12 protein-coding genes and 1 pseudogene are annotated in these 13,888 nt (G+C 59.1%); 6 read left to right on the top strand and 7 right to left on the bottom strand.

Annotation, left to right across the window (positions count from 1 at the left end; all coding sequences use genetic code 11):
• Positions 1-184 precede the first annotated feature (184 nt).
• From AC07SZ_RS26470 to AC07SZ_RS26450, 5 genes are all read right to left on the bottom strand, one after another.
• Entirely contained in the window at positions 185-1,390 is a 1,206-nt protein-coding gene (locus AC07SZ_RS26470) for an NnrS family protein (RefSeq protein WP_494916539.1), read from the bottom strand.
• 89 nt (positions 1,391-1,479) lie between these two features.
• Positions 1,480-1,923, bottom strand: a complete 444-nt coding sequence (locus tag AC07SZ_RS26465; protein WP_027047892.1) for a pseudoazurin — start codon at positions 1,921-1,923, stop codon at positions 1,480-1,482.
• Between the two features lie 302 nt (positions 1,924-2,225).
• Positions 2,226-2,369: a hypothetical protein gene (locus AC07SZ_RS26460; RefSeq protein WP_494916537.1), complete on the bottom strand. Its 144-nt coding sequence runs from the start codon at positions 2,367-2,369 to the stop codon at positions 2,226-2,228.
• Between the two features lie 347 nt (positions 2,370-2,716).
• Complete coding sequence (locus AC07SZ_RS26455) at positions 2,717-4,144, bottom strand: homospermidine synthase (RefSeq protein WP_494916536.1); 1,428 nt, start codon at positions 4,142-4,144, stop codon at positions 2,717-2,719.
• Complete coding sequence (locus AC07SZ_RS26450) at positions 4,141-4,716, bottom strand: NUDIX domain-containing protein (protein WP_019863836.1); 576 nt, start codon at positions 4,714-4,716, stop codon at positions 4,141-4,143. The genes AC07SZ_RS26455 and AC07SZ_RS26450 overlap by 4 nt, the downstream gene beginning before the upstream one ends.
• Before the next feature lie 193 nt (positions 4,717-4,909).
• Between AC07SZ_RS26450 and AC07SZ_RS26445 the strand changes: the two genes are divergently transcribed.
• Both AC07SZ_RS26445 and AC07SZ_RS26440 read left to right on the top strand, forming a co-directional pair.
• Entirely contained in the window at positions 4,910-5,218 is a 309-nt protein-coding gene (locus AC07SZ_RS26445; protein ID WP_019863837.1) for a hypothetical protein, read from the top strand.
• A 1,035-nt stretch (positions 5,219-6,253) separates the two neighbouring features.
• Entirely contained in the window at positions 6,254-6,814 is a 561-nt protein-coding gene (locus AC07SZ_RS26440) for a GreA/GreB family elongation factor (RefSeq protein ID WP_019863838.1), read from the top strand.
• 519 nt (positions 6,815-7,333) lie between these two features.
• Here AC07SZ_RS26440 and AC07SZ_RS26435 read toward each other — a convergent pair.
• Complete coding sequence (locus AC07SZ_RS26435) at positions 7,334-8,719, bottom strand: L-serine ammonia-lyase (RefSeq protein ID WP_019863839.1); 1,386 nt, start codon at positions 8,717-8,719, stop codon at positions 7,334-7,336.
• Between the two features lie 117 nt (positions 8,720-8,836).
• On the opposite strand from AC07SZ_RS26435, the gene AC07SZ_RS26430 reads away from it, so the two are divergent.
• The 3 genes and pseudogenes from AC07SZ_RS26430 to AC07SZ_RS26420 all read left to right on the top strand — a co-directional run bounded on the left by AC07SZ_RS26430 (position 8,837) and on the right by AC07SZ_RS26420 (position 11,284).
• Complete coding sequence (locus AC07SZ_RS26430) at positions 8,837-9,829, top strand: IS481 family transposase (RefSeq protein WP_494916533.1); 993 nt, start codon at positions 8,837-8,839, stop codon at positions 9,827-9,829.
• 92 nt (positions 9,830-9,921) lie between these two features.
• Positions 9,922-10,035: pseudogene (locus AC07SZ_RS26425) on the top strand (transposase); the annotation flags it as partial.
• Between the two features lie 1,003 nt (positions 10,036-11,038).
• Positions 11,039-11,284 carry a DUF982 domain-containing protein gene (locus tag AC07SZ_RS26420; RefSeq protein ID WP_080643898.1) on the top strand — a complete coding sequence of 82 codons (246 nt, stop codon included), beginning with the start codon at positions 11,039-11,041 and terminating at the stop codon, positions 11,282-11,284.
• A 186-nt stretch (positions 11,285-11,470) separates the two neighbouring features.
• Here the strand turns inward: AC07SZ_RS26420 and AC07SZ_RS26415 are convergent, their stop codons facing one another.
• Positions 11,471-13,279, bottom strand: coding sequence for a chloride channel protein (locus AC07SZ_RS26415; RefSeq protein WP_494916532.1), 1,809 nt, complete (start codon positions 13,277-13,279; stop codon positions 11,471-11,473).
• A 150-nt stretch (positions 13,280-13,429) separates the two neighbouring features.
• On the opposite strand from AC07SZ_RS26415, the gene AC07SZ_RS26410 reads away from it, so the two are divergent.
• Positions 13,430-13,858: a MarR family winged helix-turn-helix transcriptional regulator gene (locus AC07SZ_RS26410; protein WP_494916531.1), complete on the top strand. Its 429-nt coding sequence runs from the start codon at positions 13,430-13,432 to the stop codon at positions 13,856-13,858.
• Positions 13,859-13,888 lie beyond the last annotated feature (30 nt).

The following is a 13,888-nucleotide window of genomic DNA, read 5'->3' as shown; positions in this document are numbered from 1 at the left end:
AAGCTGACATACTAGCGCAGCGCTTTTGGTGCCGCGATCATCGGCAAGCGTGGTCAGGCGCAGCGCCGTCCAGGCATCTATGCCGACTGAATGATGAAGCTTCCTGGAGGTGAGCCGGTCTCGCTTTATCTCCACATCCCCTTCTGCCGACTGATGTCGATACGATCCGGTCCTGATCCGCTCTTCAGGAAGGCGCTTTGTTCGGCTGGCGCCCACGTAATTTGGGTTGAACTAACATACCGCCAAACAGAGCCGCGTATCCGAGGAAGGCTACCACCCACAACATCGCCGATATGTGGAGGAGTATTGCGTCAATAGGGACGAACGCCGCTCCGATGCGCAGGAGAGCCGCGAGCACGATCGCGACAAAGACCGCGCATGTGCTAATGCTCGCCCGTAACTCGCGACCCGTATGACCAAGGGTGGCTCGGGTCATGACGGCAAGCGTCATGCATGCCACCGCACCTACGCTGAACGCGTGAATGCCCGCTGCGGAAGGAACGGTCTCCGGTCGGACGACGGCAAGTCCGGCCAGCAGAAAACCGATCGGCACAAAGACGAACGCTACGTGCAGGATCAGCACCAGCGGCTCGCGGAGCGTGCGATCACCAGCCCAGCGCGCAATCCGCATGGCGTTGAGGACCGCTCCGGCGATCAGCATTGCGCCCGTTGCGTTGCTTTCCGGAAAGAAGGCCCATGCCGCCAACGCGGTCGCGGACAGTGCGATCGTTGTTGCGTCGAAATGGCTGAACGGGGACGGCAGACGTCCCTGATTTTCGCGAGCCAACCAATTTCGGGTGAAACTGGGAACGATGCGTCCCCCTATGATCATGATGAGCACGACGGCGGCCCCAAGGCCGAGCCGACGGCTAATATCGGAGACGCCTTGGTAGTGCGCTTCGACATGAAACAACACATTGGCAGCAAAAAGCACCGCCACCGGCACGAGCACTTTGAGGTTTCGCCAATTTCGGCCTGCGATGATTTCGATCGCTGCGGCGAGCGCTACCGCCAGAAGGAAGCCGCAGTCGACTGCGGCTCCGACCAGCCAGCCGGTCTCCATCGAAAAGAAAACCGCGAGTCGGCCAGCAAGCCACAAGAGGACGAGCGCCAGGAGAGGCAGCCCTTGCACTGGCAGGCGTCCGGTCCAGTTCGGGATTGCCGTCAGTAGGAACCCTGTGACGATCGCAGCAAGATAGCCAAACAGCATCTCGTGCACATGCCAGTCTACTGGCAGAAAGGTGCTGAAGGTTTTGAGCTCGCCGTAAAACAATGGCAGCCAGAATAGGATGGCCCCGCCGGCATATAGCGAGCCGAGCAAAAAGAACGGCCGAAAACCGTAGGACAGAACCGCCGGATAAGCGCTTGATCGGGTACGGGGAATTGCCATAAACTGCATTTCAGAAAAGAGAAACCCATGGCGGACTGATGCCCGTCTTTAGGTTCCTGTTGATTTTTCAGAGCAATGTTTGCTCCGCTTCAATTTGCGGCTTGAACTTGAGCCAACAGGCTCTCGAACACTTTCTTGGCTTTCCCCGACTGTTTGACCGTCGCTGCATGCACCAGATTAACCGGCTTGCCGACCACGATCAGCGCTACCATGCCCATCCCATAATGAGGCGCGCACTTCACACCGTACACACCTTCCTTGTCCAATGTAACGGTGATTTGTTCGCTCGACTTACCCCTGAAAGTCTTTGCTCCTTCCGGGATCATTCCCCAGATGCTTTCGGCATCATGCCCCTTGTCGGTTGGCACGAACGTAACTGTGTCGCCGGGCGCTGCCTGGACAAAGTCGGGCTGAAAGACCATCACACCTTTCTCGCCCTTGTCTAGCATCTGGATCTGGTGATCGGCCGCCTGGGCCGCTCCTGCCAACATCGATGCGGCGAGTGGGACGGCGATTGCAATTGCGCATCTCATGATCTTGCCTTCCTGTTCAGATTCTCGATGACGTTCACGCTATTTCTAGACTGTCCTCGGCCCGAGAACTTTGCGACAGCGCAAACAAGGTTGAGAAATGAGGGAAAGAGCCACGGCGTCCGCCACTTGCCAGCCGTCGTCGCCTAGACATGACCCGGCTGAGGCGATGCTCGGGTAGCTAGAGCGTTTCACCGTTTCAAGGAAACGGCGAACCACTCTAAATCGTTGTTTTGACGCAATCCCGGACGGAAAACCGCCCACACTTTTCCTGAAATTGCTCTAGGCCGCCTCGATAATAGCGATCATCGGAAAGACATGCTCGCGTTCGAACGCAACATGAATCCGACAGCTTCAGCATTCTCGACCGTGTCGCCACGGCCAATCGCCGGCAGAATTTCGGTCACCTCGCCCGCAAAGCATTCGATTTCGACGTGTTCGGCGCGCAATCGCCGGGCTCATCGGAACATCTCGAAATCCGACGAAAGCCACCCTGGGTCGATTCTGAGCCAATTCGTAATCACTGCCGACGTGATCTGAAACGCCGAAAATCGGCTAGATGAGGATGAACGCGCCGATGAGAAGCGCGCCGAGCCCGATCGCAATTATGAGCCGTGTGGTGAAATCCATCGGGTCAATTTCCTTGTTGCCATGTCTGGCGTCTCGAGTTGGAAGAGACCGTCCGCTTGGAATCGTCGGCCCACACGAATTGCTTCCGCGCCGGAAGAAAACCCGGGTCGTCAGCTTTGCTGGAGCAGAAACTCCGTGCGCCGCTGCCCTGCCCGGCGCCATTCAGTCAGGAAACCAGCACATTCCGGAACTGCCAGGGATCGGATGTGTCGATCTCTTCCGGGAAGAGCCCAGGCCGGCCATCCAGAGGCGTCCAGTCCGTATAGACACCCACGAGTGAGCCAAGATAGGGCTTCTGGATCTCCAGGCAGCGCCGGAAATCCAGGTCTTCAACCTCCACGATGCCAGCCTCGGGATTTTCAAGCGCCCAGACCATGCCTGCGAGCACAGCTGACGTGACCTGAAGCCCAGTAGCATTGTGATGGGGCACAAGCTGACGCGTCTCTTCAATCGAGAGCTGCGAACCATACCAGAACGCGTTTCTTGAATGCCCGTAGAGGAGCACGCCAAGTTCGTCGATGCCATCGACGATCTCGGCCTCCCCAAGGATGTGGAACTTGTCCTGGGCCTTGCCGGCCTTGCCGAACATCTCGTGCAAGGACAGCACCGCGTCGTCGCAGGGATGGTAGGCATAGTGGCAGGTCGGCCGGTAGGCGACCTTTCCGTCATCATCGTGAACGGTAAAGTAGTCGGCAATCGTGATGGACTCGTTGTGAGTGACAAGGAAGGCGTGCTGCGCCTGTGCTGTAGGCGTCCAAGAACGGACGCGCGTGTTGGCGCCGGGCTGAAGCAAATATATCGCCGCCTTGGAGCCTTTGTCATGGGTCCGGCCATTCGCCGGCATCCATTTTTCATGGGTGCCCCAACCAAGTTCCGCGGGTTGCAGGCCCTCGGACACGAAGCCTTCGACGGACCAGGTGTTGACGAACACGCCTATGGGTTTCGCGGATACGGCGCGCTGCGTGTCCCGCTCGGCAATATGCACGCCCGTGACACCAACGCGCTGCGCCCATTCCTCCCGAGATTTCGGCTGTTCATGTTCGATACCTATGTCGCTGGCGAGGGTGAGCAAGGCTTGCTTCACAAGCCACGAGACCATTCCGGGATTGGCGCCACAGCAGGACACGGCGGTTGTGCCACCGGGATTGCGGCGCTGGGCGTCGAGGATGAACTCGCGCAACGCGTAGTTGGTGCGGGCCTCAGGCCCGACGCTGTTATCGAAGTAGAAGCCCGCCCAAGGTTCAGCGACGGTGTCGATATAGAGCGCACCGATCTCCCTGCAGAGCTCCATGATGTCCCGCGACGATATATCGACAGAGACGTTGACGCAGAATCCTTGACCACCGGCTGTCAGCAGAGGCGTGAGAAGCTCGCGATAGCCATCTGGTGTGACCGCCGCATGGACAAATCTGATCCCTCGCTCATCGAGGAGGTGGCGATCCGTGTCCTCGGGATCGACAACCACAAGGCGAGCCCGGTCAAACTCAAAATGGCGCTCGATCAACGGCAGCATTCCTTTGCCGATGGAGCCGAAGCCAATCATTACGATGGGACCGGAAATTCGTGCGTGCACAGGCCAGGATTCGGTTTTCATATGCTTGTCCATGATGGTTGGCGTGACGTGGCAGACGTGACTGCAAAGGATTCACGGTTTTGATTTACGGAGACCGTCTTCTTTTTCGCGGATGGCGTCGGCCAAAGGAGACGTCCGCATTTGCAATCCTCGACGCAAACAGTGCAACTCGTCTCCAAGGACCTTAGAACCTGCGCGAGTTGGTAGTCCGAAACGGTCCGTCCCGCCTCGGAGACCGTGAACCAACTCCGCTTGCGTTGAGACCGCTCGGGCCAGTTGACGAGCGTGCCCCGGACTTCGATGCCGAACAGAACGACACGGCATAAGGCTGTCGAACCGTCGCGAAGGATTTTCAGGTAGTCGTAGGCCCCGATCGGTTCCGAACGAGCATCTCCAAATACTCCTCCTTCTTCGAATGCCTCCAGTGCGGCGACCTTTGCCGGGGTCTCGCCTTTGATGGGCCAGCCTTTGGGCACGATCCATCGACCTCTCTCTCGCGAAGTGATCAGGAGAACCTTGAGCTCACCACTCCTGGACCGGCGCCATGCGATGGCACCGTACTGACGGCGAATGCCTGCCCCCTGGAACGACACTCGCTTTCCGGAGACGACAGCTTTTTCAATCGCTGACACGGCCTACAACCCGGTCTTTTCGAGAGCGACGCATCGACGCCGCCGAAAACCCTTCTGAGGGCGTGTATAGAAGCTGTATTGAACAAGGCCCCGGCTGGCACACCATGGACAGCGGCGTGCGGCCTTCGGCAGGCTACGTTGACAGGTCTGGCACATGATGGCCAAAAACGGGGTGAACATGATGGGCTCCGAGGGGCGCTCGCCAAGCGATACGCAAATAGAACTGCACCGCGATGATTTTGGTGAGTGTTCCCGGAGCGGAGTACTGTGCGGCTGTCAGTTCATCATCAAGCTGCCCCGGGAGAAAGCATATGCATCCCCGGCGAGCCTCGAAATCATGATGAATGTTTCCATGCACATGCCATCGAATCTAGACATTAAGGCGACCAAAGCAAGGGCAGAAACTGCCCTGCGACAAAAAGTGTTCTTTGCAAAACCGCATTTGACTTTGACCATTCCATGACCAAGATGGAGGCATGCAAAGTTTGCTCCCCTATTTGCCGACTTTTCGGTTGGGCCTTCTCGTAGGCCATTAGCCCTGGTCCGGATTGTCGCCGAAGCGACAAGTGGGCCAGGGAGTTCTTCCTTTCAACAACCCAACTGGTTTCGCTGACCGCAACACGTTCAGACGGAATCTGATTGCGAATGTCACACGGCTTGTTCCCGAGCGAGACCGGGCGGGAGGAGGTTGATGTGATCTTGGCTTCAAGGCAGGAATCCAATGTCAAAGAAAAATGGTAATCGAGAAATACGCAAGCCGAAGAAGATAAGGGAACAGCCAGCGGAGATATCCGCGATTTCTCAACAATCTATCAGAGTCGGGCAGCGCCTAGGAAAGAAATAACTCTAATTTCGCTATCCATATAGGGCGTTCGTCAAGATATGCCCTATATGGAAACTGGGCCATTTATGCTCTCGCAAAGAAGGCTCTGTCATTTTTGCTGAAATACCTCTTGACTTTCGTCAGAAGCCTGGGAAGACGCAACCATGAATGCCGCTGCGAAATTGCTCTTTTACTTCCGGGATTGCCCCATGGCGGGATCCTGACCTCGGCTCGGCTTTTCTTGAGTCGAGGGGCGAGCGTTCTTCTCCACCAAATCCGGTCGGCTTCGCCTGTCGAGATTAATGCCACGAGATCCCGGCATCGACCTGAGTGCCTGCTTCCAGAGGGACGCACGGCCCGGCTTTTAGCGAGTTTGAAATGGCCAAAAAAATCGAATCCAAGAGCAAGCCAAGGCTCGTCATTAGCGTTGCCTCGCAGCGCCGGCGAAGCCAGCGGCCAACGCAAAGCGGCGACGGCAGACGAAGCTCAGTCGGTAAAGTCGACGTAACACTTCCGAGTCTCTTTAATCGGCTGAACCAGGCGGGCAGCCCGATCGCGGGAGAGTAGCCCCTCCTGTGGCCGCTTGCGGTGCATGGATCAGGGGCAACTCGTAAACAAATCACAGAACGGAGAACGCTTTTTCGTCGGCCCCAGCGGCCGACATGGAGATATGCCATGTCCAACGATCAGATCTTTCGCCTCACTACAAAAGACTACACCATCCTCGAAGTCATGCTCGACCGCCGCCTTGGGCGTGACGATCCTTTGGTCCCGATCCTCCAGCGCAAGCTGTCGGCCGCCATCGTGACGTTCCGAGAGGATATCCCGGCAAACGTTGTGACACTTAGCAGCCGGGTCACTTACAGGGTGAACGATGCTCCGGCAGAAACGCGCATCGTTACCCATGACGAGATGCGCGGCCTAGTCGGGTCGGTTCTGTCGATCACCAATCCACGCGGACTCGCTCTTCTAGGCTTGGCCGAAGGCGAGCGGATGACGTTCTCGAGGGCGGACGGACGCGAAGAAACGATATGGGTAGAAAATGTGGTTTATCAGCCCGAGGCCTCCCTTCGAGAAAAGGCCAAGCTCAGTGAGGCAGCGGCAACCGGGCAATCGCCGCACCAGCCTGCTCTGGGCGTCCCGCGTGGCTCAGGAAACATTCTCTTGAGAGCAGCCAAGGCGATGTTCATGCCGCATCCAAGCGGATTCGACGATCCTGGACCGTCGATTACTTAGCAGGCCAACGACATATTGCTATGGGCGCGGGCGTGATCGGTGTCACGTCCGCGTAGAACATTGAGAGCGAAGGACTGTCAGAGTATCCGTATCTCACCAGACATGCGATCCAATCAGTTCGCGATCGCCTTTTCTTCGGAAGAAATCTCGACGAGAACGCCGTCGAACGCTATCCATCGTCACAGGCCGAACTGCACGCGCCAGGTACCACCGCCGGTAACATGCGCCGCCTCGCCTGATGAGCCTTGCTTCGAGGCTGTTGAGGAAATGGTCGCGACCACTTCGCTGTGGACCAAAACCGAAAGCTGTTTTCAGCTGCCGCCTGCATCATTCCGTCCCTTCCTAACCAGCACTGCTGAGTCTGGTGGCGGCGGGCCTGGGGCGTCGAGGTGCGGCCGAACAGGCACCCGAATTTCCGTATCCAGACGATCCTGGCGAACCAACCGTGCAAAGGCGGTCCGGCATTTGTCGAAGTCGCGAAAAACCTTCCTGCGCGCGGCTGGGGTGCGGCTGCGTTGCTCAGCATTCCGGCAGGTTAACGGCGAGGCCTCCGAGGCTGGTCTCCTTGAACTTCGCGCTCATTTCCGCGCCCGTCTGGCGCATCGCCTCGATGCAGTTGTCAAGTGGCATGAAGTGCGAGCCGTCTCCGCGCAGCGCGAGCGAAGCGGCCGCCACCGCCTTGGTGGCACCAATGCCGTTGCGTTCGATACAGGGCACCTGGACAAGCCCTGCGACCGGATCGCAAGTCATGCCGAGGTGGTGTTCGAGCGCGATTTCGGCTGCGTTCTCCACTTGGTCCGGTGTGCCGCCGAGAACCGCGCAGAGCCCCGCAGCGGCCATAGCTGCGGCAGAGCCGACCTCGCCTTGGCAGCCCGCTTCCGCGCCCGAGATCGAGGCGTTGTGCTTGATCAGCCCGCCGATGGCGGCGGCGGTGAGCAGAAACTCCGAAACGCTGGCCGGGTCGGCGCCGACGCAGTGGTCGAGATAGTAACGCAGCACGGCTGGCACGACCCCGGCGGCGCCATTGGTCGGCGCGGTGACCACCTTGCCGCCTGCCGCATTCTCCTCATTGACCGCCATGGCATAGACACTGAGCCAATCGGAAGCGACATGCGGCTGAGCTCGGTTTGAGCCGCGTTCCTGCTCAAGTTGCTGAAAGATTTTCTTGGCGCGCCGCTTGACGCGAAGACCGCCCGGCAGTTCGCCGTCGAGCGCAAGCCCACGGTCGATGCAGCCACTCATCGTCGTCCAGACCCGCGTGATACCCTGCTCAAATGCCTCCGGCTGTCGTGCAGCCAACTCGTTCGCCAGTTTCATCATCGCGATCGACTTGCCGCTTTCCTTGGCCATGCGCAGCATCGAAGCGGCGGTGTCGAATGGATAAGGCCAGGCTGCTGCCTCACCACCTGTTGCCGCTTCTGGCGCCTCACGCTCTGCAGCCGTGACGACGAACCCACCGCCAATCGAATAGAAGGTCTCAGCGAGGCAAACCTTGGCGCCGGCATCGAACGCCTCGAATATCAGACCGTTGGCGTGGCCGGGCAGAGACGGACCGTAGTCGAAGACCACGTCGCTGTCCGGATCGAAAGCCAGCGGCGGCAAGCCGATGGACTGAAGCGTTTTGGTCCGACGAAGCCCGAGCAAGCGCTGTTCGGCCACATCGACCTCGAGGTCGGCCGGCGCATAGCCGAGGAGTCCGAGCGCCACTGCTCGGTCCGTCGCATGGCCCTTGCCCGTGAAGGCCAATGACCCATAAAGCGTTACTCGCAGGCTTGCGGCCTGAACGTCCTCGCCGCGATCATGCAGGATCTGCAGGAACCGGACAGCCGCCGTCATTGGCCCCATTGTGTGCGAGGACGATGGACCGATGCCGATCTTGAAGATGTCGAATACGCTGAGAAACATCTGACGGCTCCGACCCACCAAGCTGACGACTAGATGTGAGCTGTCGATAGGTTGTCCATTCGGACCGAACCGAGGAGACTGGAGTTACCAAGCTTCAGCACTCACCGGAGGGTCCGAATGAACATCCACAAGAATGCCCGTTTGACACCGTTGCGTCGAGAGGAGATGGCTCTTTCGGTCATCGGGGGCCGTCTTTCCCAAGCCCTTGCGGCGCGGGTCTATGGTGTGTCGGCCAAGATCGTGGCGCGGTGGGTGGAGCGGTTCAAGGCTGACGGCCGCGCAGGTATGGCCGATCGTTCTTCGCGCCCCAGGAAGCTTTATCGTCCAACCGAGGCAACCACCGTCGAGCGCATTGTCGCGCTGCGGCGGCAGCGGCTCACCGGCCAGCACATCGCGGTTGCCGTCAGCGTCTCGCCGGCAACGGTCAGCCGGGTCTTGAAGCGAGCGGGCTTGTCGCGCATCAAGGACCTTGAGCCGGCCGAGCCGGTGCGCCGCTACGAGCGGGCGCACCCGGGCGAACTCATTCATCTCGATATCAAGACGCTCGGCCGTTTCGAAGCGGTCGGTCACCGCATCACCGGCGACAGAACCAGGCAAAGTTCAAGACGAGGCAACGGGTGGGGCGCGGGATGGGAACATGTCCATGTCTGCATCGACGATGCCTCCCGCATCGCCTTCACCGACATCATGCCTGATCAGACGGCCGCCAGCGCGGTCGCCTTCCTCAAGGCCGCTGTCGCCTACTATGCCGCCCTCGGCGTCACGGTCTCGCGCGTCATGACCGACAATGGCCCCTGCTACAAAGCCTTCGCCTTCCGCGACACTTGCCGCGAGCTTGGTCTCAAACACATCCGCACCAGACCATACACGCCAAAGACCAACGGAAAGGCCGAGCGCTTCATCCAGAGCGCCCTTAGGGAATGGGCTTACGCACGCGCCTATGAAACCTCAGATCGACGAGCCCAGGATCTCCCGGTCTGGACCCACATGTACAATTGGCACAGACCGCATGGCAGCCTAGCCTCAAAGCCGCCAATCAGTCGCCTCGCTCAAACCGAGGACAACCTGTTGAGGCTCCACAGATCCCGTTTGCGACAAGGTCGTCTTTAGTGATCTGCACGCATTCCGCAAGGCGAGAATTCGGGACACCGACGTCGGTCACCATTTAGTATGCGCCCGGCCGGGTCGAAGTCATTACCTAAGTGCAACGCCGGCGCCGCTGGTCGGTGGCCGAGAAGGTCCGCCTTGTTGAAGAAGCCATGCAACCCGGCATGACTGTTTCCTCTGTTGCCCGGCGTGCGACCATTTCTCCCTCCCCTGGTTAGAAAATCAACTGTCGATGATCTCCTCCGGCTCTAGGCTAGCCGAAGACATCCGCTATGAGCTCGCTTACCGGGAGAGGCTCACCCGCTTCCTCGACGACGGCTCGGCTCTAACTTGACACCAACCCCGTCAAAAACGCCGTCCGCCCCGTATGCTTGATCAGAAAAACTGCCCTGTTTGCGGGCCACGAGGTCGAGGCTGAAAAATGGGGGCTGCTCTCATCCATCGTCGCCATGGGTCAATTTCGGATGGAAATATCCTGTTTCACCGGGCATTCTCGGTGGGAAATCAACAGGCGGTCAGAAGAACGTTTTTCTCAAGCTCGAAGCGTCATCTTTACAAACGCACCCTCAGAAAGCGGAGGGGAGTCAGTCCCTCTTCCTTTGGAACTCTCCCGATGGCCGTGAACGCGCGATTCCTACATGCTGTGCTTTCCACCTGAGAGTTGTGTCGGCAAATGATCGGTCCGATCCTTCAAACCAACGAGGTCAATCATCGGGCGGGCACGCTTTTCTCGCTTTGCTCGGGCTTCACGCGAACCTTGAGCGGCAAAGCAACATTCTCGAGAACAGTTCTATGCGCCAATAACGCATAATTCTCGAAGACCATGCCCATTCGATGCCGCCGCAGTTTGATCAAGCGCTGTCGTTTATTTCATCTTGATGCGATGCTCGTGGGTTGCACCGCCAGCCGCTGCTCGGCCAAACCTCCAACAAGGCGTTTTGCACAACTGCCAAGATGGCGACTGCGAAACCCGCCATCAGGCCTTTTCCGGGATAGACCTGCGCCAACGCCACGTTAGCGCGATTTAGGAAGGGCAGCGGAGATCGCCGTTTGGTATGATTCCGAGATGTTTGGCGTGGCACGTTCAGTAGACAATACAATTTGTCTGGGGCGATCCCGTTCACACCTACTCACACAACGGTGATAGCTGTTCTACGAAACCGTTCGTCGACACGTGCGTTTTGTTCAGTACGATTTATCTGAGGTTCCATCATGTACGAAGCGTGGTTTTCCAAGCCGGTGTCAGTCACCACCGGCATTGGCGGAGACATTCGCAACCTTTTGAATGCTCAACAAGCGGTGGATTTGCTTGGAGGCAATTGGCGCGATGCAGGAAGTCAAAAACATCGGTCCGCGTTGAGAGCTTGCCGACAGGCCATAAACGGCGGCGTTTCCGCCGATGTTGCACGAGAAGTTTTTGTCGAAGCCGCCCGAGAGGCGCATATTTTGGTTGAATGAGATCACAGTTTGCGCGCCGGATTCCTCGTTCGGCCTCCAAGGTCCTCCATTCGTCGGCGGGAACCCGGTCAGTCGGCCGTTTGAAAGTCCCTCAAGCATCCACAAAACCGTATCGCGATTGGAGCCGCGTAATTGCTGGCGAGGTAGATCGACCGCGTTTCGAGAAAGCTCGCATGTAGTGCGCGTTCAACCAACGCGGTCTTGTTCAGCGCCATCCTGTTTTCTACGGCGTGTGCCGAAGCCCAGCAATGCCGAACGGTCGCGTTCCTCGGATTGTTTCTTCGACCGCACGCGCATCATATCCTTCCAGCCGACATAGCCGACCAACTGCGAGTCTTGACGGGTGACGACGGGCAGATGGGAGACATTGGCTATCAACAGCTTGTCGGAAAGGCCTTCGAGATACTCATCCGGATAAGCGAGCGTCACCTTGCTGCCGGCCAGCAGCGCGCCAAGCGTCGTGGTGCGATGGGTGCCGGCACGGCGCCAGCGCAATATCGCCGGCGGATCGATGAGGCCGAGCACCTGCCTGTTTTCATCGACCACCGGAAAGCTCGGATGCCGTGTTTCCGGCGCCGTCAGGAACGCCGCCGCGCCATGCAGCGTCATCGTCGCCGGCACGCTCTCGACCTCTGAGGTCATGACCTCGCGCACCCTGGTCAAGGCGAAGGGATCGACGCGATATTCGCGGACCAGGTGGTGTCCCCTTCTGGCAATCTTCTCGGTCAGGATCGAACGCTTCATCAGCAGCACAGTGACCGCATGCGCCGAAGCACATGCCGCGATCAGCGGCACCAGCATATGCGTATTCCCCGTCAGTTCGACGGCAAAGAAGGTAGCGGTCAGCGGCGCGCGCATCGTGCCACCCATGGTCGCGGCCATGGCCAGCAGCGCCCAGAAGCCCGGATCCGCCGCCGGCAGGATACCGGCGAGCACGGCTCCCATCGCTCCGCCCATGATCAAAAGCGGCGCCAGCACGCCGCCTGATGTTCCTGAACCGAGCGCCACCGACCAGATGATGGCCTTTACCACCAGCAGGATGAGTGCTGCCGTGGCGATTGTGCGGCCGTCCAGCATATCGGCGATGTTGTCATAGCCGACGCCGAGCGCCCGCGGCTCGATCAGGCCGCCGATCCCGACCATCAGACCGCCAATCATCGGCCACCACATCCAGTGAATGGGCAATTTCTGGAAACCGTCCTCGCAGGCATAGACCATCTGCGTCAGCAGCCCCGACAACAGCCCCGCACAAATGCCGATCGCGACCCAGCCGCCAAGGCCGACAAAGGAAACATCCATGCCGCCCTGAAACGGAAAGATTGGTCCGGGTAGATGCAGCATGGTGCGTTCGACTTCGGCAATGATCGCGGCGACGGCTACGGGAATGAAGCTGCGCGGCGTCCACTCGAACAGCAGCAGTTCCACCGCCAGCATGATGGCGGCGATCGGTGTTCCGAACACGGTGGTCATGCCGGCCGCCGCGCCTGCCACCAGCAACGTCTTGCGTTCATTGTCGCTGACCGGCAGCATCTGCGCGATCAGCGATCCGATGGCGCCGCCGGTCATGATGATCGGCCCTTCGGCGCCGAATGGTCCGCCGGAGCCGATCGAGATCGCCGACGACAGCGGCTTCAGGATCGCAACCTTGGCATCCAGCCGCGACCGGCCAAGGAGGATCGCCTCGATGGCCTCGGGAATGCCGTGGCCGCGAATCTTCTCGCTGCCGAAGCGCGCCATAAGGCCGATGATCAGCGCGCCGATCACTGGAACAATCACTGCGGCAAGCCCAAGCGGAGTGTCCTCGAGCTTCAGGTCGGCGAGCGTGAACTGGCCAAAATAGGCAATGTTGGTGGCCAGCCGGATCAGCTTCAAAAGCGCGATGCCGGCAAACAGTCCCGCCGTCGCTACCACCACCGCTATCGCGGCAACCAGCAGCACCCTTGCATCGGTCGTGAAATCTCGGAGATGGTCGGGGCTGGCGTGATCAGGTTTCATTGCTGCTCTCATTCTGGGGACGCATAGCATGTGCCGGGTCACTGTGTCGGCGGACACGGCATGCTTGTCGGTTCGCTATGTATCGTAATACGATATAAATAGACAAGGCCGTTCTTGCTAAAACCGATCGGAATAGAACAAGTGTCAAAAATGACGCATCCGCAAAAACCACGCCCCGCCATCAGCCAGGCCGACTACCAGCGGCTGTCGGAGTTTCGTTACCTGATCCGCCGCTTCCTCGAATTCAGCCAGGTCCAGGCACATGATGCCGGGCTGACCCCACGCCAGCATCAGGCGCTGCTTGCGATCAAGGGATATCCGGGTGGTGGACCGGTGACGGTCGGCGACCTCGCGGAGCGCCTGCGCATCCGCCACCACAGCGCCGTCGAATTGGTCAATCGTCTTGGCGAGGCAGGGCTGGTCGCACGGGATCAGGACAAGGACGACCACCGTCGTGTTCTGCTGCAGTTAACGATGCGTGCCGACGACCACCTGGCCGACCTTTCGGTTGCGCATCTCGACGAGCTTTCGCGGATAGAACCGATGCTGAGACGCTTGCTGCGTCGTGGCGACGAATGATCCGAACAGGTCGACTTCATTGGCATTGGC

It is taken from the genome of Mesorhizobium sp. GW821-FHT07A06 (assembly GCF_059419085.1).
Note: the sequence above shows the minus strand (reverse complement) of the source record. Positions and strands in the feature narration are given on the sequence as shown.

Coding starts and splice junctions, on each gene's coding strand:
- AC07SZ_RS26470 (WP_494916539.1), bottom strand. CDS start 1,390: ATGGCAATTCCCCGTACCCGATCAAGCGCTTATCCGGCGGTTCTGTCC.
- AC07SZ_RS26465 (WP_027047892.1), bottom strand. CDS start 1,923: ATGAGATGCGCAATTGCAATCGCCGTCCCACTCGCCGCATCGATGTTG.
- AC07SZ_RS26455 (WP_494916536.1), bottom strand. CDS start 4,144: ATGAAAACCGAATCCTGGCCTGTGCACGCACGAATTTCCGGTCCCATC.
- AC07SZ_RS26445 (WP_019863837.1), top strand. CDS start 4,910: ATGATGGCCAAAAACGGGGTGAACATGATGGGCTCCGAGGGGCGCTCG.
- AC07SZ_RS26440 (WP_019863838.1), top strand. CDS start 6,254: ATGTCCAACGATCAGATCTTTCGCCTCACTACAAAAGACTACACCATC.
- AC07SZ_RS26435 (WP_019863839.1), bottom strand. CDS start 8,719: ATGTTTCTCAGCGTATTCGACATCTTCAAGATCGGCATCGGTCCATCG.
- AC07SZ_RS26430 (WP_494916533.1), top strand. CDS start 8,837: ATGAACATCCACAAGAATGCCCGTTTGACACCGTTGCGTCGAGAGGAG.
- AC07SZ_RS26420 (WP_080643898.1), top strand. CDS start 11,039: ATGTACGAAGCGTGGTTTTCCAAGCCGGTGTCAGTCACCACCGGCATT.
- AC07SZ_RS26415 (WP_494916532.1), bottom strand. CDS start 13,279: ATGAAACCTGATCACGCCAGCCCCGACCATCTCCGAGATTTCACGACC.
- AC07SZ_RS26410 (WP_494916531.1), top strand. CDS start 13,430: ATGACGCATCCGCAAAAACCACGCCCCGCCATCAGCCAGGCCGACTAC.